We start from the raw sequence: 25,234 nt of genomic DNA on the forward strand, positions 1-25,234 counted from the left end.
AATATGAAATGCATCCTTTCCTATAAAATGCCGAAAACCCTCCTCAATAAAGGAAGCGGATTTCTTGCGGATTACACCCACTCGCTCAATCCGTATACAGGCTGTTCTTTCGCCTGCTCCTATTGCTATGTTCGGCAAATGCCTGTCTCTTTGTTTCGCAACGAGCAATGGGGCACGTGGATTGACATTAAGCAGCAAGCTGCCGATTTATTACGCAAGGAGCTAATGCGGGCAAAGAAAAAAGGAAAGGTGACCATCTTCATGTCTTCGAGTACAGACCCGTACCAGCCCATTGAACAAACGGAAAAGGTAACGAGGTCTTTACTCGAAGTCATGGTAGAGAATCCACCCGATTTTTTATTGGTGCAGACGAGAAGCCCCTTGGTGTGGCGGGATGCCGATTTGTTGCTCCTGCTAGGTGATCGCGTCCGCGTCAGCATGACCGTCGAGACCGATTTGGAGGAGATTCGCAGGCACTTTAGCCCGCAAGCTCCCCCCATTCAAGCGCGGCTCAAAACACTCCAGCGCTTGGCGGAAGCAGGCATCCCTACTCAAGCAACGATTGCACCTGTTTTGCCAAGTAGTGAGTCATTCCCGGAGATTTTGCGCCCCTTGGTCACACGTGTCTGTGTCGACGATTTTTATATGGGAGATGGTAGCGGCGGTAAACGAACGAAAAGAAACGGCATTCCCGCTCTCTATGAACAGCTTGAACTGGAACAATGGTATGATCCTTCCGCCTATCGGATCGTCTATGATCGGCTATTACGTGTTTTTCCCCCGGACCAGATCTATTTGAGTCAGGAAGGCTTCGCCCCTTAGAATCAACTGCTGATTGAAACACCCCATTCATTGGCAACTTTGATCGGTTTATGATATCGTCTAGCCTAGAGAGTAGTATCATCCAGGGAAATGAGGAATTGTCTTGACCATTACGATCTTGTTATTTGCCGGACTCGCTGAACGTGCGAATGCCCGGGAAGTACAGTTGACCCTATCTGAAGGCGCGACCGTTAGCGATCTTCTGCAAGCAGTGGAAAAAGAATATCCTGCGCTCTCTGCGCTTTTGGGCAGTTGCTTTGTCTCCATCAATCATGAATATGCGGCGAAAAATCTGGTCATTTCAGCCAACGACGAGATTGCCCTCTTACCTCCTGTAAGCGGCGGAGAAGAAGACCCGCGCTTTGCCATTACCGAGGAGCCCATTTCTGCGGACAAGCTGGTTCGCCTGGTGAGCAACCCGCATGCAGGCGCGGTCCTTACTTTTGTCGGAACTGTTCGGGAATTTACTCATGGTCAGCGCACGGTGTATTTGTCCTATGAAGCTTATGCCCCTATGGCTGTTGAAAAAATGAAGCAGGTCGCAGCAGAGATCGAGGAACGCTGGCCGGGAGCGCAAGTCGCGATGCACCATCGTATCGGTAATTTGGCTGTGGAAGAGATTGCGGTTGTTTGTGCCGTTGCAACAGCGCATCGCAATGAATCGTTTGAAGCAGGCCGTTATGCCATCGAGCGACTCAAGCAGATCGTTCCCATTTGGAAAAAAGAAATGTGGGAAGATGGAAGCGAATGGAAGGGGCATCAGCAAGGACCGTGGAATCCGCTTGCGATGCCAGAAGGAAAGGTGGAGTAACGCCTTGGATACTCGCTATTCCCGTCAGATATTGTTTCATCCAATCGGGCGCAGTGGACAAGAAAAGCTCGGGCAAAGCCGTGTAGCGATCGTCGGCATGGGAGCGCTCGGAACTGTTCTCTCCAATCATATGGTCCGTGCTGGAGTAGGTTTTGTCCGCATCATTGACCGCGACTTCGTCGAGCCGAGCAACCTGCAGCGTCAAATGCTCTACGACGAATCCGATGCAGCCGAACATTTGCCAAAAGCCATCGCCGCTCACGCCAAGCTGACAAAGATCAACTCAGCCGTCACCATCGAACCGATTGTCGCAGACCTCACCGCTTACAATGCGGAGGAATTGCTGGCAGATGTCGATCTTGTTCTGGATGCGACGGATAATTTTCAGGTGAGATACCTCGTGAACGACGTTTGCGTAAAGCATAGTATCCCGTGGGTGTACGGTGGCGCAGTGAGTGCGACCGGAACATTTACCGCGATTCGTCCGGGAATCACGCCTTGCTTGCGCTGTCTTTTCCCTGAAGCGCCAAACCCGGGTGAGATGCCTACCTGTGACACGGCTGGCGTCATCGGACCAATCATTCACATCGTCGCCTCCTATCAGGCAACAGAAGCATTCAAGCTGTTAGTGGACGCAACCGGTGAGCTCAATCCGAATTTGGAGCACTTTGAGATTTGGCATAACCGCCATCAGCAAATCAAGGTGGTCAATGCCCGCCGAGACGACTGTCAAACATGTGGGCACAAGCAATTTTCGTTTTTGCAGCCGGATACCCAGGATGGACAAGCCGTTTCGCTTTGCGGTCGAGACACCGTACAAATCTCGCCCGCCACTGCAATGACACTTGATCTGAATACATTGGCTGATAGACTTTCCCCTTTGGGACAAATCGAGCAAAACAAGTTTTTGCTGCGTTTCCGTGTCGATACGTACACGCTCGTCATTTTCCCAGATGGTCGCGTCCTCGTGCAAGGCACAGATGACATCAGCCTGGCACGTTCGCTCCATGCCAAGTATATCGGCGCGTAACTGGTTTACTCGTCATGAAAAAAGCTGTCCCAGACCGTCATCGGTACGAAGGGGCAGCTTTTTTATGCTGTTTGAACAAATGTAATCGTAAACGTGGTACCTGTCCCTACTTCACTCTCAACGGCGATTGTGGCATGATGCAAATCGATTATTTTTTTCACGATTGCCAGTCCCAGGCCACTGCCCGAATTGGCTCGGTTCCGCGATGGGTCCGCCTTGAAAAACCTTTCGAAAATGCGCTCCTGATTTTCCTTGGATATCCCGATACCCGTGTCGATTATTTTCACGAGCAATTCTCCGTTTACCCTCTCTAGCTTTACGCTGATTTTCCCGCCTGCCTTCGTGAATTTGATGCTGTTGCCAAGCAAGTTGGTCCAGACTTGACTCAGCATATCTTCGTCAGCGACGATTTCGACTTTTTCCAAGTCTATGTCCATTTCAATCTCTTTCCCCATCCATTGCGGCTCGCATGCGAGGATGATTGCGCGTAGCTGCGTGTCCAACCGATACCGCTTCCGCTCTAAATCATGCTGGATGCCCTCTAGCGCAGTGAGCTTAAGCAGGTTGTCACTGATCTTGGACAGCCGCTTGCTTTCCGACTCGATAATCTCCAAGTAACGATGACGCTCTTCTGAGCTAAGTCTTTCATTATGCAGGGCACGAGCAAACCCGCTGATCGACGTCAAAGGCGATTGAATTTCGTGGGAAACATTGGAGATGAACTCCTGCCGTAGCTTCTCCATCTCATTTAATTGCTCCGCCACGTGGTTGATGCCATCCACCAGCTCCCCCCATTCGTTTGCCAGCTTGATATCGAGATTAACCCGAAAATCCCCCATGGCAATCCGTCTGAGCGCATCAATCAATGGTTGAAACCTGCCCCGATGCCTTGGCATGGTGAAGAAAGATATGATCATGCCTACCCCGATGAACAGCATGCAGTTCAAAACGGAATGGACCAACACTTTTACAAAATCATTGGGATGATAGCCCATATAGCCATAGAAGAGCGTGGTAATCCCGTATGCACCTAGTCCGCACAAGGCAAAAACAGCACATATGCCCACCACGCCTACGAGTTTCAGCAAAGCATGGGAATGTTCTTGTCGCCTCTTTTTCATACGACAATCTCCAATCGATAACCAAGTCCCCGGACCGTTCGGATCAAAAAGCCGTACATCGCTTCTGGAAAACGCTCCCGCAAGCGGTTGATATGCACGTCTACCGTACGCTCATTTCCTTCAAAATCATAGCCCCATATTTGTTCGATCAGCTGCTCGCGGGAAATGGTCTGTCCGGGATAGCTGGCCAGCTTGAACAACAGCTCGAACTCCTTTAGTGGAATGGTCCATGTTTTCGTGCCACTGGCGACTGCAAACGTTTTACGATCAAGCAACAGTTTCCCTGCATGAACCTGATGCGAAGCGGCAATCCGGTAACGCTTGAGCAGCGCTTTTACCCGAACGACCAGCTCCTGCGGATCAAACGGCTTCACCAAATAATCGTCTGTCCCTAGCTCGAAGCCTTTGATTTTTTGCGATGTCTCACCCTTTGCAGTCAGCATGAGCAAGGGAAAATCATAATGCTTGCGAAGCTTTCGACACAGCTCCCAGCCATCCATGTTCGGCATCATGATGTCAAGAATCACCAGTTGTGCGGCAACCGATTCCAGTTTGTCCAGTGCCTCCTGTCCGTCTGTCGCTTCCACTATCGTAAAGCCTTCATTGCGCAAGAAGACGCTGACGAGCTCGCGAATATGCGGATCGTCGTCGACTACCATAATCGTGGTCACGTTCTACACCCTCTCTTTTACAAGCAATTGCTGACTAGCCAATTCGCGGTACATCTCATGGGTTTGAAAAAGTTCTTCATGTGTACCCATACCTGTGATTTTTCCCTTTTCCAAAAAGATGATTTGATCTGCTTCCACTACAGTCGACAAGCGATGGGCAATCACGAGGGTGGTACGTCCCTTCATCAAATTTTGCAACGCCTTCTGGACGATCATCTCGGAATTGCTGTCCAAACTAGAGGTCGCTTCATCCAGCATCAAGATTTGCGGGTCCCGAAGCAGTGCACGAGCAATGCCGATTCGTTGGCGCTGTCCACCCGATAGCTTCATGCCTCGCTCCCCTACTTCTGTCTCATAGCCATTCGGCAATTCCTCAATAAATTGATCGGCATAGGCCATCTTTGCCGCCTCTTTCAGTTCCTCCTCGCTAATCGTCCGTGAAATCCCGTAGCAAATATTTTCTCGGATGGTTCCGGCGATCAATGGACTTTCCTGGGACACGTAGCCGATTTGACTTCTCCATGACTTCAAGGAAAAATCCGTGATGGGATCATTGCCCAGCCTGATTTCTCCACTTAGTGGCTGGTAATACCTTTCAACCATTGAAAACAACGTCGTTTTGCCGCTGCCACTCGGTCCAACAATCGCATTTACTTTTCCGGCCCCAATCGTAAAGCTGACATCATCGAGAATCGTTTCCCCGTTCTCATATGCAAAGCTCACATGGTTCAAATGAATGGACAGGCCAGCGTTTTCAAGCGTTCGTCCTGTCAAAAGATCTTCTTCTTCGGCGTCCAGAGTTGTAATGATTCTTTCTGTTGCCCCCATGGCTTTTTGTAAAGAGGTGAAAAACTGTGTGAATTGCCCCAGCGGTATGACGATTTGCACTAGATACAAAATAAACGCGACGAGTTCACCAGCTGTCAATGCTCCTGAGGACACGCGCATGCCACCATAGCCGATGACAACCACGAGCAGCACCATCAGGATAAAGGACATTAACGGTCCAATGACGGCTTGGACTCTTCCTTCTTTCAGCCCGAATCGGAACAAATTCCCGATTGCCTTTGTTCCCATCCCCAGTTCGTGTGTTTCGGCATTGGAAGATTTGACGAGCCGCATCTCTTGGAGCACTTGATTCATAATCGTCGTAAAGCTGGCGGTCTCATCTTGCAGTCCTTTCGAAATTTTGTACATCTGACTGCCAAGCGGAATGAGAATCCCGACGCACAGCGGCACAGCAACGAGCATTGTTAACGTCATTTGCCAATCGAGGTATAGCAAAGTCACCACAGAACCAACGATCGTGATCAATCCTGTGAAAAAGCTGGACAGCTGATCACTAATCAGGCTTTTCACGACGCCTGTATCGTTGGTCATTCGACTGATCGTCTCACCCGTCCGGTTGTTATCGTAATAAGAAATCGGCAGGACGAGCAGCTTTTTCCAGAGTCGTTCACGGAGTGAGGCCACCACACTCTCGCCGACATGATTTAATAAGTAGATGGACAACCCTCCCACAATGGCTTGTGCGATAAAGGCAACGATCAATAAAATGATTTGTGGTGTCGTGATCGTAGATAGGGAAAAGCTGTCCACCAAATCTTTCGTAAACAGCGGAATCACTAAGCTAACCAGTGTGGTGGCGATGCTCATGAACAACGCGACACCGATTTTTAGTTTGGATGGCTTTGTTTCCCTTATTAATCGAAAGAAAGGTCGCCAGTTTCCCCATTTCGCTACGCTATTGGTCTGTTCCATTCGTCATTTCTCCCCTTTTTCCTCCACTCATTTTCACTTGCAAGAGATAAGATACTGCATGAATGTAAACGAAATATAAACGGGATAATAATTGAAGTGCGTGCAATTTTCTTCTTTATAATAAGAAGACGTTCGTGATCCAATTTTCTTTACCTATGATTTTTGTATATAAATGATGAATTTGGGGTAGAAGCCGGGAAACAAATCGTATATAATAGGTTCGTAATGAAGAAACGAAACAAGGTTTCACTAGATGAAACTCCAAGTTATTACTAGGGAGGTTGTATACATTGGCTAACAAAGATGCTTACAAAGTAAAGTCTTCCCTGCAAGTAGGCGACAAGTCTTTTGCTTACTATCGCCTGCAAGGGTTGGAAGAACAAGGATTGGGCGATGTTTCCAAACTGCCGTTCTCCATTAAAGTTCTGCTCGAGGCTGCTGTACGTCAGTTCGACGGCCGCGCGATCACTAAAGAACACGTACAACAATTGGCGACCTGGACAAAAGGCCGCGACGTAAACCAAGAAGTACCTCTCATGCCAGCTCGTATCGTTCTGCAAGACTTCACCGGTGTACCGGCTGTAGTTGACTTGGCAGCGATGCGCATCGCTATGAAGCGCGCTGGTGGAGATCCAAAACGAATCAACCCATTGGTTCCAGTTGACCTCGTTATCGACCACTCCGTCATGGTTGACGATTTCGGTAACGCGTCCGCTCTGGACAACAACATGAAATTGGAATTCGAACGCAACCAAGAGCGCTACCGCTTCCTGCGTTGGGCACAAACTGCGTTTGACAACTTCCGTGCGGTTCCTCCAGCTACTGGTATCGTTCACCAAGTAAACTTGGAGTACCTCGCAACTGTAATCGCTACTCGTGAAGTAGATGGCGAATTGGTTGCTTTCCCTGACTCGCTCGTAGGTACTGACTCCCACACCACTATGATCAACGGTCTTGGTGTTCTTGGATGGGGTGTTGGTGGTATCGAGGCAGAAGCAGGAATGCTCGGCCAACCTCTGTATTTCGTAACTCCAGAAGTAGTTGGTTTCAAACTGACTGGCACACTGAATGCTGGTGCAACTGCAACCGACCTCGCTTTGACTGTTACGCAAATGCTGCGTAAAAAAGGCGTTGTAGGTAAATTCGTGGAGTTCTACGGACCAGGCCTGTCCAACATCTCGCTGGCTGACCGCGCTACCGTAGCAAACATGGCACCTGAGTACGGCGCTACAATGGGCTTCTTCCCAGTAGATGCTGAGACAATCAACTACATGCGTCAAACTGGTCGTGAAGAAGACCTCATCTCCTTGGTTGAAACTTACACCAAAGCACAAGGCCTCTTCCGTACTGACGAGACTGTTGACCCAGTATTCTCCGAAACATTGGAACTGGATCTGTCCACTGTCGTACCTAGCTTGGCTGGTCCAAAACGTCCTCAAGACCGCGTAGAACTGACTGCTATGAAGGAATCCTTCAATAACAGCCTCGTGACGCCGATCGACAAAGGCGGATTTGGTCTCTCTGAAGAGAAAATCGCAGCTAGCGCACCAGTTGCTTATGCAAACGGTGAAAAAGCTACGCTGAAAACTGGTTCGGTTGTAATCGCAGCGATCACTTCCTGTACCAATACATCAAATCCTAGCGTAATGCTGGGTGCAGGTATCCTGGCGAAAAAAGCTGTGGAAAAAGGCCTGAAAAAGCCTCCTTTCGTAAAAAGCTCCCTGGCTCCAGGTTCCCGCGTAGTTACGCAATACCTGACTGACGCTGGTCTGATTGACTCCTTGGATGCTATCGGATTCAACGTAGTAGGTTATGGTTGCACCACTTGCATCGGTAACTCCGGTCCATTGCCAGAGGAAACCAGCAAAGCTATCGCAGACGAAGATCTGACAGTTGCAGCGGTACTCTCCGGTAACCGTAACTTCGAAGGTCGTATCCATGCACAGGTAAAAGCGAACTACCTCGCTTCTCCTCCATTGGTTATCGCCTATGCACTGGCAGGTACTGTAGATATCGACCTGACTACAGAGCCAATCGGTACTGGCAATGACGGTCAACCTGTATTCTTGAAAGACATCTGGCCATCTCCACAAGAGATCGCAGCTGCAATGGACAAAGCTATGAATCCTGCTCTGTTCCGTGCTGAGTACGGCCAAGTGTTCACGCAAAACGAAGCTTGGAACAAAATCGACGTTCCAACTGGCGACCTGTACGAGTGGGATGAAAAATCCACGTACATCCAAGAGCCGCCATTCTTCCAAAACCTGGCTGGAGAAATCGCTAAAATCGCAGACATCAAAGCAGCGAACACCATCGCACTCTTCGGTGATTCTGTGACGACTGACCATATCTCCCCAGCTGGTAACATCTCGCCAACTAGCCCAGCAGGTCTGTATCTGCAAGCAAACGGCGTAGAGCGCAAAGACTTCAACTCCTACGGTGCTCGTCGTGGTAGCCACGATGTAATGATGCGCGGTACATTTGCAAACATCCGTATCCGCAACCAAGTAGCTCCTGGAACTGAGGGCGGCGTAACCAAATACTTGCCAACTGACGAAGTAATGTCCATCTACGATGCTTCCATGAAGTATCAAGCAGACGGTACTCCACTCGTTGTACTGGCTGGTAAAGAGTACGGTACTGGTTCTTCCCGTGACTGGGCAGCAAAAGGTACATTCCTCTTGGGTATCAAAGCGGTTGTTGCTGAGAGCTTCGAGCGTATTCACCGTGCTAACTTGGTTGGTATGGGCGTTCTGCCTCTGCAATTCGCTGGTGACCAAAGCTGGAAGTCCCTTGGCATCGACGGTACTGAGTCCTTCAACATTGTGGGCCTCTCCGATGATGTTCAACCTGGCCAACGCGTAAAAGTAGAAGCAACGAAAAAAGACGGCAGCACTTTCGAATTCGAAGTAATCGTGCGCCTCGATTCCATGGTAGACGTAGACTACTACCGCAATGGTGGTATCCTGCAAACGGTTCTGCGTCAATTGCTGGATGAAGGTAAACCAGTAACTGCGTAAGCAAACGAATAAAAAATAAGTTCGTATCAGCACCCACCCAACGAAAAGGGCAGACTCCGAGTATCTCGGCAGTCTGCTCTTTTTACGTTTGCAGGCCACCGTGGTCTGCTTTTTGTTATCTCTTCCTGATGGGCCACGCTTAAGTGGAAGATGCAGTGAATACGCATGGAAGAGGGAAACGTTTCCCAGAAAAAGGGAGGGATTCGTGATGAAACAGTTTTTTCGCGAAACCTGGATTGAGGTAAATCTCGATGCCATCAAGAAAAACATTCGGGCGATACGCCGACATATTCCTAAACGGACGAAGATCATGGCGGTTGTAAAAGCGAATGCCTATGGCCATGGTTCTGTTGGAGTAGCCCGCCATGCCCTCGAGTACGGGGCTACTTCCCTCGCTGTCGCCATTCTGGAAGAAGGCATCGTCTTACGAAAGGCGGGAATTGTAGCCCCTATTCTCGTTCTGGGATTCACGCCTCTTTCACGTGTCAAAGAGGCGGTTGCTTGGAATATCGATCTGTCTGCTTTCCAGACCGATTGGATCAAAAAAGCCGATAAAATTGTCAAAACAACGGCTTTCTCCAATCGTCTGAACATCCATATCAACATAGATACAGGTATGGGACGATTGGGCGTACGGACAAAATCTGGGTTGCTTTCAGCCGTGAAGGCGTTAACGTCAAGCTCTTCCCTTGCATGGACCGGAATCTTCACTCATTTTTCCACTGCAGATGAACCTGATCACACATTGACCAAAGCGCAGCATGAGTTATTTGTTCAGTATCTCAGCTATCTGAAGGAAAAAGGATTCGAGCTTCCGACCGTACACATGTGCAACACCGCCGCTTCTATTGCGTTTCCCGAATACAGCGCCGATATGATCCGCCTCGGAATCGGTATGTACGGGCTGTATCCATCCGCTTATATCCGACAGCTCCATCGCGTCAAGCTCGTTCCGGCACTCAGCTTGAAATCGCGCTTCTCCTATGTAAAGACAATGCTGACACCACCGTTTACCATCAGTTATGGTGCTACATACACAGCAAAGCGCGGAGAGGTCATCGGGACGGTTCCAATTGGTTATGCTGACGGTTATTCCCGCGCACTTTCTAACCGGGGATTTGTTCTGTATCAAGGCAGACGGTTGCCAATCGCAGGGCGAGTGACAATGGATCAGATGATGGTTAGCTTGGGAGAAGGCAGTGGAAACCAAGGCGATGAGGTCGTGATTTACGGCAAGCAAGGAAACCGCGAGATTCCTGTCGATGAGATTGCCGAAATGCTCGGGACGATCAACTATGAAGTCGTTGCCACCCTCAGTAATCGCATCCCTCGTTTGTTTTTAGAAAATGGGGTGGTTGTAGAGATCTCTCATCTGTTGCCGGAAGGTTAAATGAGGCAGACTTGGGGAATAATTTTTTTGCGAAAACAAAAAATAGGGAAAACCAAATTCGCAAAAAAGGAATGGAAACATGAAGTCGCGATTCACATACGCTATCCTTCTCCTGTTGACGCTGAGTCTGACTGTAATCAGCTGTAAGCCAGACTCAGCTTCCCAAATCCGTCAGCATAGCCTCAAGGCTCAACCCTCAGCTGAGAGAAATGAATCGCAAAAGCCTGTCCTGTTCATTCTCATTGATTCGTTAATGGACAAACCACTGCAAGAAGCGATCCGCCAAGGCCGTGCTCCCGCTTTGGGTTATTTGCTTGCAAACGGGCGCTATTACCCGCAAGTTGTGAGCTCCTTTCCCACCATGTCGGTAACTATCGACAGCACCCTCCTTACAGGGACGTATGCCAATGAGCATCATGTACCGGGATTATCCTGGTTCAGCAACAAGGAAAAGCGGATGATTTATTACGGGTATGGTCCCAAAGAAGGTCTGAAGATCGATCAGCCACAAGTGCTGCTAGATATCCTTCATCAATTGAACCTGGTCCAGCTCAATCCGCAAACGAAAACCATCCATGAAGAATTGGCGGAAAAAGGCAAGGATACTGCTTCCATCAATGCGATTCTATGGCGCGGCAAAACGCCGCACTCCTTACAAATCCCCCGTCTCATTGATTTCGGCACGCGTTTGCCTGGCGAACTGAATGTGACTGGACCAAAACTGATGTCGTATGCAGCATTTGCCCAGCTTGATCCGAATCAAAAGAGTGAAAAGCGCATGTGGCGAAAATACGGGATGAATGATGAGTTTTCCGCGCAGGAGGCTGCCTATCTCATCGCGAACAAGAAGCTCCCCCCTCTTACCATCACCTACTTGCCGGAAAATGATATGGAAGTACATAGGAAGGGACCCGCTACGATTGAAGGGATTGAAAAAGCGGATAAAGCGCTTCAAGCCGTACTCGATGCATTTGGATCTTGGGATAAGGCAATCAAAGAAGCACGGTGGATCGTCATGGGAGACAGTGCCCAGAGCGCTGTTCTGGATGATCGCAAGACCGCAACCATTGACGTGCGCAGCTTATTGACCGACTATCAAATAGCCAAAATCAGTCAGCCTGTGACCCCTACTGACCAAATCGTAATTTCGACCAACGAACGGATGGCCTATATTTATGCCTTGAACTCGCGTATTTCGTTATCCGATATCGTAAAACGTTTGCAGCGTGAACCGACGCTAGACATCATAGCAAGGAAGGAAAACAAAAAGATTGTCGTTACAGCAGGCAAGATCAACCGTGAGTTTGCCTATCAACCAAACGGTCCCTTTACCGATCCATATGGTCAAACATGGGCCTTCAGCGGTGATCCGCGTCTGCTCGATATCACCATTAACAAGGACCGGATCACGTATGGGAAATATCCGGACGCTTTGGCGAGGCTCTACGGCGCGATGAATTCGCATGAAGGCAGATATGTGGTCGTTACTGTTCAGCCAGGGCATGAGCTCATTACCGAAAGCTCTCCCACTCATATAGGGGGAGCGGCACACGGTTCCTTGCACGAGGTGGACTCACTCGTTCCCCTGCTAGTAACCGGGACCACTACGGGGCCCAAAACTTTGCGTATCGTTGACTTGAAAGACTGGCTGCTGCACCTGACAACCGAATGAGTGGAGCAGCTTTTAGAGAGGGCAGGTATCGGCAAATCTGCCCTCTTTTCTTTTTATTCCGTCGTGGCCATCATTGTTGTAAAATTAGGAAAATAAAGGAGCTGAGAAGATGTCATTAAAAGAAACCTTGCTCGCGATTCGAGCGAATAGCTTTCTGGCGCCACCACATGCTTTTGATTTGGCGCTCGAAATGGTTACGCACATCGGTTCACCCGATCCCCAACTACGTGATGAGCTCATCTATTCTACGTTCTCTCATTGGATAGAGGAAGGTGTGCTCTCCCCTGAACAGCTGCAAGAGCTGCTAGCGATTGCACTCGACGACCAGCATTTATTTTATCGCATAGGTGAAAGTGGGACTGACTCGGTATTCACGCGCTCCTTTTCCGTTTTATTGCTTCCCCTTATCCTGATCCTGCATCGGAATCATCCTTTTCTTGCCAAAGAAGCGATCCTTTACGTGAAAGACAAACTTTTCTCTTACATACGGCAAGAAACAGACCTGCGAGGCTATGTGGAAGAAAAAGGCTGGGCGCATGCTACCGCTCATGCTGCAGACGCTCTCGATGACCTGGCCCAATCCAGTGAACTGGATCAGACTGACCTGAAGCAAATTCTCGGAGTCATCCGCGAAACAGTCGCAGGGGCAAAATCAGTTTATACGTACGAAGAAGATGAGCGCTTGGTGACTGCTGTCCTTTCAGTCTGGAATCGAGATGAACTCTCCTTGGATGAGATCGATGGATGGGTTCGGAGTTTTGCGAATCGTTTGGATAGTGGCTATTCGATCGAAGCGTATACGGGGCGAATTAATGTGAAAAACTTTTTGCGGAGCCTGTACTATCGCATCCATGACCAGGAAAAGTATAAGCGGATAGCAGCGACCTTACTTCCTCTAAGTTCACAGCGAGCATAGTTCCCGGAAGCAAAAAACGAATACATGTTCTCCTCCTTTTTAGACACCCTATTAGAGGAGGAGGGATAATACATGGATCAACGGAGCTTTGAACAAATTTATGAAGCCTACAAAAATGAGGGAGAACAACAGGCGATCCAGGAAAATGATGATAACAGTCCACTGACGAATACAGGGAAAGAGCAAATCGTGGCCGTCAGAAAAAACGACGATGGAGACTTGATCGCTTTTAAAACAGACTCTGGTCGTGAGCTCGACTATATCACCGCACTCAACGACGCAAAGGCTGGCAAGCTGGCCCATGTAGACGTGTTTCACAAGTATGGGAGAGACATACTGCGGAGTGAGCCAGACGGAATCAAGGAAAACAATTTGGATCGTCTACCTGACTTTTGACGGCAAAAAGGTCGCCCACAGCAGAATCGGGGCGACCTTTTTGTATCGACGCGTATTGGATTAGTGGATAAACTTTCCAGTAATCGACTCTTTCGTGGCTGCCACTTCTTTTGGTGTTCCGCTCGCAACCACGGTCCCTCCAGAACTACCTCCTCCAGGTCCCATATCAATCACCCAGTCTGACGCAGCGATCAGTTCTGTGTTGTGCTCGACCATAATCACGGTATTTCCCGCATCGACCAATTTGCTCAAGAGTACATGGAGCTTCTCGACGTCAATCGGATGCAATCCTGTCGATGGCTCATCCAGTAGATACAGCGTATGCCCTGTCGAAGATGCACTCAGCTCCCTAGCCAGCTTCAACCGTTGTCCTTCACCACCTGACAAGGTCGTCACGGACTGTCCCCATTGCAAGTAGCCGAGTCCTACCTCACACAGCAGGGTCAGCAATTGCGTCATCTTCTTTTGCTCGCTGAACAAGGAGAGGCTCTCCTCAATACTAAGCAGCAAGATATCGGAAATGGAATAGCCTTGGTACGTTACCTCCAAGACCTCTGAACGAAATCTTTTTCCGCGGCAATCTGGGCAGACGACCTGCAAGTTGGATAGAAAATGCATGTCCACTTCCACTCTCCCCAGTCCCTCGCAGCGCTCACATCTTCCGCCCGGCGTATTGAATGAAAAGTGCTTGGCATCCAAACCACGCTTTTTGGCTGCTGGTAAGGCAGCGTATATTTTCCGCAACAGCGTATACAGGTCGACGTACGTGGAGACATTGGAGCGCTGCATGCGTGATAGCGCCGACTGATCCACTGTAATGACACTTTGAATGGCTTCAAGTCCTGTAATCGCGCGACACCCTGTTGCTTTTCCGGTTCGCTTCTCGGCAGCGGCTGCCAGCAAATCGTAGACGAGTGTCGATTTACCCGAGCCAGAGACACCTGAGACTGCAACCAGTCTTCCCAGTGGGAACGATACGGTCACATCGCGCAAATTGTGCAACGTGGCCCCTTCAATCCTGATCCACTCACCTGTTCCTTTTCGCTCTTTGGACGACAGCATTCTCTGTTCTTTCAAGTAGCGGCCTGTGACAGAATGCGGCTGGTTTAGCAATTCTTTCAGCGAACCTTGCCCGACAATTTCGCCGCCAAAACGTCCTGCTCCTGGCCCCACATCAATCACGTGATCCGCTTCTTGAATCACTCGTTGGTCATGCTCGATGAGCAGCACCGTGTTGCCTAAATCACGCAGCTCCTTCATGACCTTCACGAGTCCATCCGTGTCCTTTGGATGCAAACCCGATGTTGGTTCATCCAGCAAATAAAGAACACCAGTCAAGCCAGAGCCTAGAATGGAAGCGAGCCGCAATCGCTGTGCTTCACCGCCAGAAAGAGAGATAGCCTGTCGATCTAGGGTCAAATAGCCCAGCCCCACATGGATGACGCGCTTGATCTTGATGAGCAAATCATGGAGGACGGCCTCCAAAATCGTATCTTCTTCACGGGCAGCTCGTACATGCACACTCTCCACCCAATCCCCTAGCTCCTCCAATGAGCTCTTCGATAGGCTCGGCAACGTCCTGCCCTCTACTGTAACGAGGCGACTCTCCTCCTTTAACCTCTCACCATGGCAGTCGTGACAAGGTTGGGTAAGAAAGTAAGCAGCTTCACCCGATTGTCCATCTTTTTCCCTATAGCGTTGCCACATGCCTGTGATGACCCCTTTAAACCTTCCCTTTCCTACGGTTTTCGGGGGCTGAACAGAAGGGAAGTGTCGAGAAAACTCCTCGCTCTCCACGCCATATTTGAGCAGATCCCACTGCGCTTCGTTGTACTCGTTCAATGGCAGATTCATCGTCAAGCCGTAATGTTTTCCTGCCGCCGCAAGCACGCTAGCCTGATATTCATTAATCGCCTCGTACCAAAAGGTAACCGCTCCTTCTTGAATGCTCTTTGTTTCATCAAACACGGCTTCCACATCAATATCGACGACCGTTCCCAATCCACTGCAAGTCGGGCAAGCACCTTGGGGCGTATTAAACGAAAAATCTGCTTTGGTCAGAGGGAGATGGACATAGGCACATACCGGGCACGTGACGGCTTCTATTTCTCCGCCATTGGCAGCAGGTGCTATTGATGCGCGACACTTCTGGCAGCGTCTCTCCCCCTTCTTTTCATAGACTGTCCGCAAATAGGTATACATGTCTGTGACGGTTCCAACTGTCGATCTGGGATTACGGTTGGTCACATGTTGACTGATCGCAATGGAGGGAGACAGTCCTTCGATCGAATCCACACGAGGCTTCGCTAGTGATTCAGATGACATTCCACTGGACTCCATATACTGTCGTTGGCATTCTCGTTGCAGAATATCAAGCGCAAGCGTCGATTTACCCGATCCAGATGGTCCGGTTACCACCACGAGACGATGCTTGGGAATCTCGAGAGAAATGTTCTTCAAGTTGTTTTCTCTTGCTCCCCGAATGCGAATCAAGTCTTTCATGCAAAAAACCTCCTTCATAATTGAAATGTCAGTCCCTTTCGCTTACGAAGACTGACCTGCTTGATCAACTATACAACATTCATGCAAGTGCCAAGGTTATTCCAAAAATGCCCCTTTGACTACCGTTAGATATAAAAAACATCCCGTCATGGAGCTTTAACGTTTTTCTCGAACAAAACGGCCCTCTCTTCCTTAGACCTTGCAGCAGTTGGACAGACAATCCAATGCTGTATCGCTCTAAAAAGAAGAAAGGGCCGCTTGTTTGCGACTGGATGTATAGCTTTCGAGGTATCTTCTCTTATTGTGTAGGAGTAGGGACTGCTGGCTCGTTCTCACCGCCCAATCGGCGGCGTGCCGTCTCCCTTTTTCCAACTGCCGGTAAATGCTCACCTGCCCTGGCCAATCCCCAAACAGGCATATTTCCGTAAAGGCATTCGTATTTTCCCGCATCGACCAAGTACGTCTCGTGAAAAATCCCCACCGTTCCATCCGTTCCTACCGCTTGGTTGAACTTCCTCCACGCGCTCAGATGATTGTGGCTATTTCTCGCGTAATTTTCCAGATGCTCATAGGATCGCCAATACTGGATTTGGGTGATTTCACGCAGATTAAAATGCGAAGTGTGACTCAACAGTCCGAGCTCCGGGTGCTGATACAATTCTCGCATCATGCCTCCCATTGCATTGGCTACTGGCATCCACTTGTGAACCGCAAGCATTCGGTTGATTCGCATCCCAATGATAAATACGACGAATGATCCTTCCATTTGTGCTGTAAAACGTCCCGGAACTACTTTTGCCATCCGACTCCCCTACCTTATCAAAGATTTGAAGTGCAGCTCGTAACACGCCATATAATCAGACACATGAAACAAATGTGCAGTCAGATAGGCTCCGTAAAATATCGAGAATAACAGAATTACGGCCTCCTCCTCCGACAGATGAAGGGCAAGCTGACCATCTTCGGATGCTTCTTGCACGCACTTTTGCAATATTTGATGCAGATCAGTAGCTCTAATGGCTTCTCTCTCCTCTTCCTCAGGGAAGCGTAAATACAATTCAGCATCAGATAAAAGCGGTACACACGGGTGCATTTTTTGCTCGGCTAAAAAGCTGATAAGGCTAAGCATGATCCCAGGCTGCTTCTCGCTATCGCGCGTAACCTTGGCAAAAATATGCCGAACGGCTTCCCATCCCCGCTTGCCAGTACTTCGCAACTCAACAAAGCACTCTGCTTGCCATACGCTCATGTAATAAATCAAGAGCTCTTCCTTTTGCGGGAAAAATTTAAAGAATGTGACCTTCGACACCTCTGCTCGTTCACAAATGTCATCCACCAGTACATTTCGGAAGCTCCCGTCGCCCATCAGCTCCAAGGCAGCGTCCAGAAGGGCGAATTTGGTTTTTGCTTTCTTTTTCTCACGTAATGATAATGCTTCGGCCATCTTGTACTCCTTTTTCCATATTTCTACTTGCGTTTATCTTAGTATATAAATTAACTCGAGTAAAGTTTTTCATTCGAGTAACTAAAAATCAGCACTCTCATTCAAAAAATAAAATAGAACTTTAATCAAATCACTCCGTATAAAATAGGAAAACAGCCAAGGATAATTGGAGGGCGAAGAGATGAAAGCGATCGTATACGAGCAATACGGGCCGCCATATGTCCTGCAGCTTCGAGAGGTCACCAAGCCTGTACCAAAGGACGACGAGGTATTAATCAAAGTCTATGCTGCAACTGCCGCTGCGGGGGATTGGCGTTTACGCAAGGCAGATCCTTTCTTGGCACGTCTGTTCAATGGTCTGTGGAAACCGAGGAAAATCAAGATTCTCGGCTTCGAATTAGCCGGGGTGGTCGAATCAACAGGCAGTGGTGTTTCTAAGTTTAAGCCGGGGGATGCCGTCTATGCTGCGTGCGGAACCGGCTTCGGCGCGTATGCCGAATACAAATGCTTACCTGAGAACGGTTGTATCGCGCTGAAGCCTTCGAATTTGTCGTTTGAGGAAGCAGCTGCCGTTCCGGTCGGTGCCTATACGGCCTTGCAATTTCTCCGGAAGGGCACTATCCAGCGCGGCAGGCGCGTGCTCGTATACGGCGCTTCTGGCAGCGTCGGGACGTATGCGGTGCAGCTCGCCAAGCATTTCGGTGCGGAAGTGACCGGAGTATGCAGCACATCGAATGTGGAGCTGGTAAGATCGTTGGGGGCCGACCGAATCATCGATTATACAAAAGAGAACTTCGAGGACGACGGTACGGTCTACGATATCATTTTCGATACCGTCGGAAAGAGTCCGTTTCAGTCATGCGTCGAGCGACTGACACCGAACGGCTTCTACCTGCGTGCGGTTCATTTTAGTCCTCTGCCAATCGTTCGCGGGTTATGGACGAACATGACGAGCCGTAAGAAAGTGATTGGCGGAGCTACGAAGGAAAACGCGGAAGACTTGAGGTTTTTAAAGGAGCTGATCGAGGCTGGCAAACTGCGTCCCATCATCGATCGTATTTATCCGCTAGAGCAAGCAGCGGAGGCCCACTCCTATGTGGAGCTGGGGCATAAGAAAGGTAACGTGGTGTTAACCGTGCGACAATGAATACGTTGTGATCGTTCAAAAAATAAAGCCAATCCAAACATTTTCTGAGTGTGTTTGGATTGGCTTATTCGTTATTTCATCATTTTTCCCATCCGATAGGCTGCTTCCATGATGTAAGGCGCATATTGGCTCATTTTTTCAGGAGTCAGGCGGTTGGAAGGACCCGACGCCGCAATAGACGCTACCAATTGTCCGTTGCGGTTGAATATCGGGACGGCTACGGCTGCTGTCCCCAGCTCCCGTTCCTCCACACTAGTCGCGAAGCCTTGCTTCCTGATTTGATCCAATTGCTCAATAAAAGACTCCTTGTTCACATAGTCAGGCCAATTCGGGTCGCTGATGACTTCCTGCAAAATGAAAGGCTCTGCATATGCAACAAGTACTTTGCTGGATGCCCCCACCGTGAGTGGCATACGCGCCCCGATTGGCGCCACCCTGCGAATCGGCTGCTTGCTTTGGACTGCCTGTACGCGAATCCGCTCGTTTCCATCCCGCACGTACAGACTAACCGTTTCCTCCACCAAATCCCGCAATCGCTCCATCTCCGGCAGCAGTAATATCGCTGGATCATCGTTTTGCGACAAATTGGCGGATAACTCCCAAACCCGAAACCCAAGTCGATACTTCTCCGTCTGAACATCTCGTATTAGAAACCCTTTGTTCTCCAGCGTTGCCAGCAAACGATGCACGGTACTTTTATGCAGGGAGAGTCGACTCGCTATCTCGCTCAGGCCTAGATCCGTAGCGTCTGTAAAACAGAGCAGGATATCCAAAGCCCGATCGACTGCTCGAACGTTTGCTTTTTGTTCTTCTTCCATAAGTGTTTGACACCTGCTTCCTACTTTGTTCCGATCGTTTCATCTGATGAAACGAATATGCTACTTTTCAGTATACGAAAAAATAAAGCATAGTAAAGAGCGAATCCGAAGGCTCCCCTACCTATTTTCTGTTCACGAGGTCATTCCCACAAACGCTGAAACCAGATAGGACATACACTGACAGCAAAACAGCAACGTTTCCATTATCGATTGGGGGAATGACCTCCTTGAGCAAAAAGAGCAAATCAAAACTGACCAAGTATAGCGTGCTCCGAGCAAGTTCTGCGCTTGACTCGGCCTTACCCCGGACAGGTCGTTTTTCTAAGCAGTCTTTGTATGCTTTTCTAGATCAATACAAAAAGGTGATCGTCAAACCAGCAGGAGGAAGTGGTGGTGCTGGCGTCATGCTCGTCACACGGAAAGCCAAGAGCCGTTACCGCGTCCAGCGTGGACCTTCACAGCACACGTTGCGTGGCAAGTTGGAGACTTTCAGGTATTTGCGCCGAAAAATAACGACCCCTTATCTGATTCAGCGCGGGATCTCGCTGGCACAGTTCAATGGTTCCTTGTTCGATGTAAGAGTAATGGTCCAAAGAAGACCAGGCTCTCCCTGGGTCGTCACCGGAATGCTTGCAAAAGTAGCAGGTAAAGGCTACATCATCACCAATGTCAAAAGAAGCAAGGGACGGGTGCTGCCGATCCGCTCAGCCATTCAACGCTCTTCGATTCGCAGCGCTTCTGCCTCCACGGTAATTGCTCGCCTGCGAAGAATCGCCATACTCGCTGCAAATCGATTGGCACGCTATTACACCCGCCAGAAAGTCTTTGGACTGGATATGGGCATTGACGCAAGTGGCCGGGTGTGGATTATTGAAGCCAATCTACGACCAGACATTACCTTGTTTCTGAAGCTTGCCGACAAATCGATGTACAACCATATATGTGCCTATCGAAGGCACGTATAAGAAAAAGGGGAGCCGTTCTGTCGCGGCTCCCCTTTGATCTGAGGTGATGGTACCTTTAAAAATCAAAATGATCTGGGTCTGGCCCAAAACGCTTGTTGTCATTCAAGGCAGTGATTTTTTCTACATCCTCTGCACTCAGGGAGAAGTCAAAAACATCTGCGTTCTGGCGAATCCGCTCTGGTGTGATCGATTTCGGAATCGTGACCACTTGGTTTTCCAAATCCCAGCGAAGCACAATTTGTGCAGGAGACTTGCCATATTTTTGTCCCAATTCTACCAAGAGAGGATGAGCGAGATTTCCTTGCATCAACGGGCTCCATGCTTCTAGTTGAATTTGATGCTCTTTGCAATACGCATGCAATTCTTTTTGGGTAAGCAATGGATGATACTCGACTTGGTTGACAACCGGAACGATCTCGCTATGTTGGCGCAAATCCTCGAGGTGGTGGCTATGAAAATTACTGACGCCAATCGCACGTACATATCCATCGCGGTACAGCTTTTCCAAGGCCCTCCATGTATCGACATACTTGCCTTTTACGGGCCAGTGAATCAGGTACAAATCCAGCGTATCGGTACCCAACTTTTTCATACTTTCATCAAAAGCCTTCAGCGTTGACTCGTAGCCTTGATCCGCATTCCACACCTTGGTCGTGATAAACAATTGATCGCGATCAATCCCGGCTTGACGGATTCCTTCGCCTACGCCGGCTTCGTTGCCGTAGATAGCTGCCGTGTCTATACTGCGATAACCCGCCTCAATCGCGGACCGGACGGCCAACGTTTCGTTTCCGTCTTTTGCCTTCCAGACACCCAGACCCAGCCAGGGCATCTTCACCCCGTTGTTCAAAACGGAATGATCTGAGATATGTGTTGCCATTGGATCTCCTCCCGTCTAACGCTGATATGTACTTACAATAAGAAAGTGTAGCATAAATACAAAATGAAGCAAACCTTGCTACTCTTGCGAATCTTGATACGACTCGCCCTCTGTCCCTGCTGCCAGCGGTTTGATCGCCCACCACCTGATCCTTACCCGATCTGTCTGAACAGGTCCCTTCACCTGAACGCCGATCCGAAACGTTCCTTTCTGCGGATAAACGATGACCCCTACTGCAAAATGCGCTGCATCTGTCGCATACTCCGAATCATCAAAAACACTGCTATGCCCGTACATCACTTGCTCATGTTGGGAAAGCAACTCATCGATCACATCTGCATGAAAATCCTCGATACCTGCACTGACATACACGTTACCTTTCCCGAGGGAGTGCTTGAGCTCCTCAGAAAAATAACGATTGCCGATCTTGACCCCAAACGGCCAGTTGGATGAATAGGGCTCAATCGGTATTTCCACCACGCCAGTTGCTACTTGTTCATTTGCCTTTCCTGCTCGGGGCAGTCCAAGCTCAAATTGGTAGACAGACGCCAGATTATCGTAGCTCACATCGAATTGCGGCTTATCGCCTGCCGCGATTTCTTTCACACGCGTGGTCACCCGAAAGGAATCAGCATGGGAGCCTTGCTCGACTGGCTTTCCTTTCTGTGCACGCAACGCAAGCTTTTGCAAAAGCGCTGGTGTATACACGTACTCACCAAACGGAACAGGAACAACCTTCTCAATCACATAAGTCGCATTCATTTGCAGCAAGCAGACTTTTGCCAAATAAAGAAAAGGCTGTTCGTTCGCTTGTGTCACCTGATCCAGCTTGCGACTGTAGTAATCGGACACGAGCCGCTCTACCAGATCGTCTGTCGTGATTTCGATTTTTCCGACAGAAACGAGATCCGTGTGCACCAAGCGATCACCGAGTCGAACCTCTGCCTTGCCACCCAGCACTGCCAGCTCTACCGTACCGCGATCCCAGCCAGCTTTGATTGGAATGGAGATGACGTAATCCGTCTCTTTCGCGTCAACAGGCTCTAAAAAGGATACACTTCCGTCACTGCTTTCCATGACTGTCAGCCCTGGTGCATCCAGCTTGTATTGGAATTCCACGCGTGACGTTTGTACCGTCTTCTCGATGTGCAACTGCAATGAAAATACTTCACCCGGATTGACGTATCGTGGAGTCGCCTGCCAGATGCGCACCTGTGGATCTGCATAAAGCAGCACTCTTTGCTCTACCAGTTGAACCCCTTCGATGGAAGCAGGATGTGGTGCCTCCTCTTTGATAAAAAGCCGATATCCTTCTGCCACCCGGTTGTATTCAGCCATTTCTTGCTCGACGGTTTCAGAGACGGAGAAGACCTGTTCCTTGCCTTTTTCATCATATGCCAAGCAAACGTACACATTTTTCGCGTAATCGTTATTGCTAAAGCCTTCCATCATGGACAGCTTCAGCTTCACTGGCTCAGGAAGTACGATTTCCCTCCCGAGATAATCTAGAGCGACTCCAGCCTCAACCGAAATCTGCTTTTCGTCCACAGCGATCACTTGCAAACCGCATACCACTCCACCCCCGTGAAGTAGACGATTGGTGAGTCGACGTTTGTCATTGAAATAGCGCTGTTCTGATTCGAAATCTCTGACGGTCAACAGCTTCCCTTTGAAATACACATTCCGTTCATGTGGAAAATAACGCAGATTCTTCATCTCAAACACCTCACTTCACGTATAAATCTCGGCTTCTTACTCCAGCTCTGCATCCAGGCCAATCCTCGTGTCATAATCGATTCGTCTGCTGCGGTCCTTCCCGCTTAGCACCGTGTTGTATGGCATGGATAAATTTTGATCGAGCGTAAGGAACGACGGCTCCGTCAAATAAGAATTAATCCCCACGTAGCTATGGAGGTCGGCGTAGATGCCCGGTCGCAGAACGATGAGCTTTGCCTCTGTAAAAGCAGGCTTTTGATCTTCCAAAATCTTTTGCAGAACCGACTGCTCCCGCTCTGTTTTCGCGGATTCCTGCGAAACGATCAGGCAAAATTGATACGGATGATCCATGTACAAGGAAGAGATCAGCTCGTGCAGCTCAGGGATCGCCTTCATGTTCCTGATTTGAAAATACTCAACGATCATCGGGCGCTCCCCGGTATACAGCTCTACCATCTTTTCCAAGCCCGCACGAGTGCCCCGCTCTGCATACAGCTCCGGTGCGCGACGAATCAGCTCTCGGCGCTGTGCCTCTGTCCAATGCTCTTCCCTGTCCATCCCCAACCAGGAAGCGAGCCAGGGGACAAATTCGCCAGGTGTCGTATCAGGATCGAACAACCGCGAGATGGTATCAATCTGTTCCTCCAGCTCCAAGTAAAACGTCCCGAAAAGGGAGAGGAAGCGCTCCAAAAAATCAGCACTGGCAGGTTCACTTTGATAAGTCGCTGGCAGATACCGCAAAAATGTGTCGCGCGGCGAGTAAATCCGCATTTGCCTGAGCAACGGGGAGTGACAGTCAGTACCGAGCCATTCGATTTTGAGCCATAAATAGCGGCCTTTTGCTGAATGAAACAACGCATCTGAAGCATTTATTACCGGCTCCGCCCATAAATTGGCCGTCCGTTGCAGCTTGGTTTTCCAGTCCATGTCGGGTCTCAGCAAAAAATCATCCAGATTGTGTACGGCTCCATGAATCACATGCTCTTTTCGATCAGAAGAAAATGTCGAGATGAGTAATTGCGTTTCTTCCGGTATGTCTGCATCCAGCGTGAATTTATGCCACACCGTTTCAAATTCCGAGCTATCCAATGCACGAGAGAAGTAGATGCCCATCGGTATTCCGGTATCATCCAGGTTGGACGTCCGCGAGATGAGCCTCAACATGGTCAGAACATTTTTCTGCGCGTCCCAAACATACAAACGTTGCTGCTTGTCAAAAACGAGCTTGTCTGCACGTCCGTGGTAGTTGGTCAATGGCGCAAGTGCTTCTCCCGTCGGCCGAAAACGCAAAATGAATCGCGTATGATCATGAGCGGAATCGATGGAACGACTATCACCCACGTAGAGAATGGGACCTGGACCCACGGCAAATCCCGCGGGCTTGGTTCCTGATGGGATCGCCAAGGTGCACACATCGGAGCCTTCCGAAGAGAATCGAAACACTTGATTCGTCTGTGCCAAAAATAGATAGGCAACGCCCGCTTCGGCAACGGACAGGCGAAACAGCCTTCTTCTCCTGATTTCACGGAGTGTAGCTGTCTCTGTTACTTTCAATTCCGCATGCGTGTATGTAGTGTCTATCTTACCTGCCCGATTCAGCCGAAGGACGACGACTTGTGTTCCCGCCGCGATTTCCTTCCGTTCGTTGGCTCGATCTACAACCACGGGTGTCGTGATGTAAAGATGTCCTTCCTCATCCAGCCCTGCATCCAAAGGAAAAAGCCGCTGTCCTTCCCCATCTTCCCAGCTCCAAACACACTGGCCGTTGGCTATGGAATATGCTCCAACTTTTCGCCTTGCTTCGGGGTCGATGATGTACATGTATTCATCGTCAGCGACGAGAAACGAGTCTTTGGAAAACAACCCCCGTCCAGCGCGAAACACAGTCTCCTTGAAGTTGTTGCTGTCATCGTAATGCGTGATATGCCCGCTTTCATCCAGCCAAAGCAACGAGCCAACTCGTGCAATCGCAAAATCCAAGAGTCGAGAGTGATGTGTCGTCCCAGCCAGATGCACATGATCGATCACATATTCGGGCGATTTATTCAGCGCGATCCCCTCGTTGGAGACGTGAAGGTTATACCAGGCCCCCCGCTGCCAATCGGATGGATTGTTCAGGGAAAAGAAACGATTCATTGTATCCACGCCCACT

General features: G+C 49.4%; 20 protein-coding genes. 10 read left to right on the plus strand and 10 right to left on the minus strand.

The genetic code is table 11. The features are described 5' to 3' along the window. The first annotated feature begins 3 nt into the window (after positions 1 to 3). The 3 genes from PMI05_RS11160 (at position 4) to PMI05_RS11170 (ending at position 2,663) form a co-directional block, all read left to right on the plus strand. Complete coding sequence (locus PMI05_RS11160) at positions 4 to 822, plus strand: radical SAM protein (RefSeq protein ID WP_007721269.1); 819 nt, start codon at positions 4 to 6, stop codon at positions 820 to 822. 103 nt (positions 823 to 925) lie between these two features. Then, a complete protein-coding gene (locus PMI05_RS11165) occupies positions 926 to 1,633 on the plus strand; it encodes a molybdenum cofactor biosynthesis protein MoaE (protein ID WP_007721271.1) in 708 nt (235 codons plus the stop codon). 4 nt (positions 1,634 to 1,637) lie between these two features. After that, a complete protein-coding gene (locus PMI05_RS11170) occupies positions 1,638 to 2,663 on the plus strand; it encodes a ThiF family adenylyltransferase (protein WP_007721273.1) in 1,026 nt (341 codons plus the stop codon). A gap of 62 nt (positions 2,664 to 2,725) precedes the next feature. Here PMI05_RS11170 and PMI05_RS11175 read toward each other — a convergent pair whose 3' ends face one another. Genes PMI05_RS11175 through PMI05_RS11185 form a run of 3 tightly spaced genes read right to left on the minus strand, consistent with a single transcriptional unit; the run spans position 2,726 to position 6,216 of the window. Further along, the gene (locus PMI05_RS11175) at positions 2,726 to 3,784 is read right to left on the minus strand and encodes a cell wall metabolism sensor histidine kinase WalK (RefSeq protein ID WP_007721275.1); all 1,059 of its coding nucleotides are present in this window, start codon (positions 3,782 to 3,784) and stop codon (positions 2,726 to 2,728) included. Continuing rightward, a complete protein-coding gene (locus tag PMI05_RS11180) occupies positions 3,781 to 4,455 on the minus strand; it encodes a response regulator transcription factor (protein WP_007721277.1) in 675 nt (224 codons plus the stop codon). Before PMI05_RS11180 ends, PMI05_RS11175 begins: the two co-directional genes overlap by 4 nt. A 3-nt stretch (positions 4,456 to 4,458) precedes the next feature. After that, positions 4,459 to 6,216, minus strand: coding sequence for an ABC transporter ATP-binding protein (locus PMI05_RS11185; RefSeq protein ID WP_007721279.1), 1,758 nt, complete (start codon positions 6,214 to 6,216; stop codon positions 4,459 to 4,461). Between the two features lie 290 nt (positions 6,217 to 6,506). On the opposite strand from PMI05_RS11185, the gene acnA reads away from it, so the two are divergent. The 5 genes from acnA (at position 6,507) to PMI05_RS11210 (ending at position 13,610) form a co-directional block, all read left to right on the plus strand. Then, positions 6,507 to 9,236 carry an aconitate hydratase AcnA gene (gene acnA, locus PMI05_RS11190; protein WP_007721281.1) on the plus strand — a complete coding sequence of 910 codons (2,730 nt, stop codon included), beginning with the start codon at positions 6,507 to 6,509 and terminating at the stop codon, positions 9,234 to 9,236. A 208-nt stretch (positions 9,237 to 9,444) separates the two neighbouring features. Beyond that, on the plus strand, positions 9,445 to 10,626 hold the full coding sequence (gene alr, locus PMI05_RS11195) for an alanine racemase (RefSeq protein ID WP_007721284.1): 1,182 nt from the start codon (positions 9,445 to 9,447) through the stop codon (positions 10,624 to 10,626). 79 nt (positions 10,627 to 10,705) lie between these two features. Further along, a complete protein-coding gene (locus PMI05_RS11200) occupies positions 10,706 to 12,298 on the plus strand; it encodes an alkaline phosphatase family protein (RefSeq protein ID WP_007721286.1) in 1,593 nt (530 codons plus the stop codon). Positions 12,299 to 12,407: 109 nt separating this feature from the next. Then, entirely contained in the window at positions 12,408 to 13,214 is an 807-nt protein-coding gene (locus PMI05_RS11205) for a DUF2785 domain-containing protein (protein WP_007721288.1), read from the plus strand. Between the two features lie 72 nt (positions 13,215 to 13,286). Then, positions 13,287 to 13,610 (plus strand): DUF3892 domain-containing protein, encoded by a 324-nt coding sequence (locus tag PMI05_RS11210; protein ID WP_007721290.1) that lies wholly within the window; start codon positions 13,287 to 13,289, stop codon positions 13,608 to 13,610. A 60-nt stretch (positions 13,611 to 13,670) separates the two neighbouring features. Here PMI05_RS11210 and uvrA read toward each other — a convergent pair whose 3' ends face one another. From uvrA to PMI05_RS11225, 3 genes are all read right to left on the minus strand, one after another. Then, positions 13,671 to 16,112, minus strand: coding sequence for an excinuclease ABC subunit UvrA (gene uvrA / locus PMI05_RS11215; RefSeq protein WP_007721292.1), 2,442 nt, complete (start codon positions 16,110 to 16,112; stop codon positions 13,671 to 13,673). Between the two features lie 298 nt (positions 16,113 to 16,410). Continuing rightward, on the minus strand, positions 16,411 to 16,914 hold the full coding sequence (locus PMI05_RS11220; protein ID WP_007721294.1) for a DUF4188 domain-containing protein: 504 nt from the start codon (positions 16,912 to 16,914) through the stop codon (positions 16,411 to 16,413). 9 nt (positions 16,915 to 16,923) lie between these two features. Beyond that, complete coding sequence (locus PMI05_RS11225; protein WP_007721296.1) at positions 16,924 to 17,556, minus strand: TetR/AcrR family transcriptional regulator; 633 nt, start codon at positions 17,554 to 17,556, stop codon at positions 16,924 to 16,926. Positions 17,557 to 17,737: 181 nt separating this feature from the next. On the opposite strand from PMI05_RS11225, the gene PMI05_RS11230 reads away from it, so the two are divergent. Beyond that, the gene (locus PMI05_RS11230) at positions 17,738 to 18,703 is read left to right on the plus strand and encodes an NAD(P)-dependent alcohol dehydrogenase (protein WP_007721298.1); all 966 of its coding nucleotides are present in this window, start codon (positions 17,738 to 17,740) and stop codon (positions 18,701 to 18,703) included. A 71-nt stretch (positions 18,704 to 18,774) separates the two neighbouring features. On the opposite strand, the gene PMI05_RS11235 is transcribed toward PMI05_RS11230, so the two are convergent. After that, positions 18,775 to 19,521 (minus strand): IclR family transcriptional regulator, encoded by a 747-nt coding sequence (locus PMI05_RS11235; RefSeq protein ID WP_007721300.1) that lies wholly within the window; start codon positions 19,519 to 19,521, stop codon positions 18,775 to 18,777. A gap of 218 nt (positions 19,522 to 19,739) precedes the next feature. Here PMI05_RS11235 and PMI05_RS11240 point away from each other — a divergent pair, with 218 nt between their 5' ends. Then, on the plus strand, positions 19,740 to 20,486 hold the full coding sequence (locus PMI05_RS11240; protein ID WP_369751199.1) for a YheC/YheD family protein: 747 nt from the start codon (positions 19,740 to 19,742) through the stop codon (positions 20,484 to 20,486). A gap of 55 nt (positions 20,487 to 20,541) precedes the next feature. On the opposite strand, the gene PMI05_RS11245 is transcribed toward PMI05_RS11240, so the two are convergent. The 3 genes from PMI05_RS11245 to PMI05_RS11255 form a co-directional block, all read right to left on the minus strand. Then, the gene (locus tag PMI05_RS11245; RefSeq protein ID WP_007721304.1) at positions 20,542 to 21,366 is read right to left on the minus strand and encodes an aldo/keto reductase; all 825 of its coding nucleotides are present in this window, start codon (positions 21,364 to 21,366) and stop codon (positions 20,542 to 20,544) included. 78 nt (positions 21,367 to 21,444) lie between these two features. Then, entirely contained in the window at positions 21,445 to 23,082 is a 1,638-nt protein-coding gene (locus PMI05_RS11250) for a hypothetical protein (protein WP_007721309.1), read from the minus strand. Positions 23,083 to 23,118: 36 nt separating this feature from the next. Beyond that, a complete protein-coding gene (locus PMI05_RS11255; protein ID WP_238543288.1) occupies positions 23,119 to 25,218 on the minus strand; it encodes a phage tail protein I in 2,100 nt (699 codons plus the stop codon). Between the last annotated feature and the right edge of the window lie 16 nt (positions 25,219 to 25,234).

It is taken from the genome of Brevibacillus sp. BC25 (assembly GCF_000282075.1).
In the GTDB taxonomy this organism is placed as follows: Bacteria; Bacillota; Bacilli; order Brevibacillales; family Brevibacillaceae; genus Brevibacillus.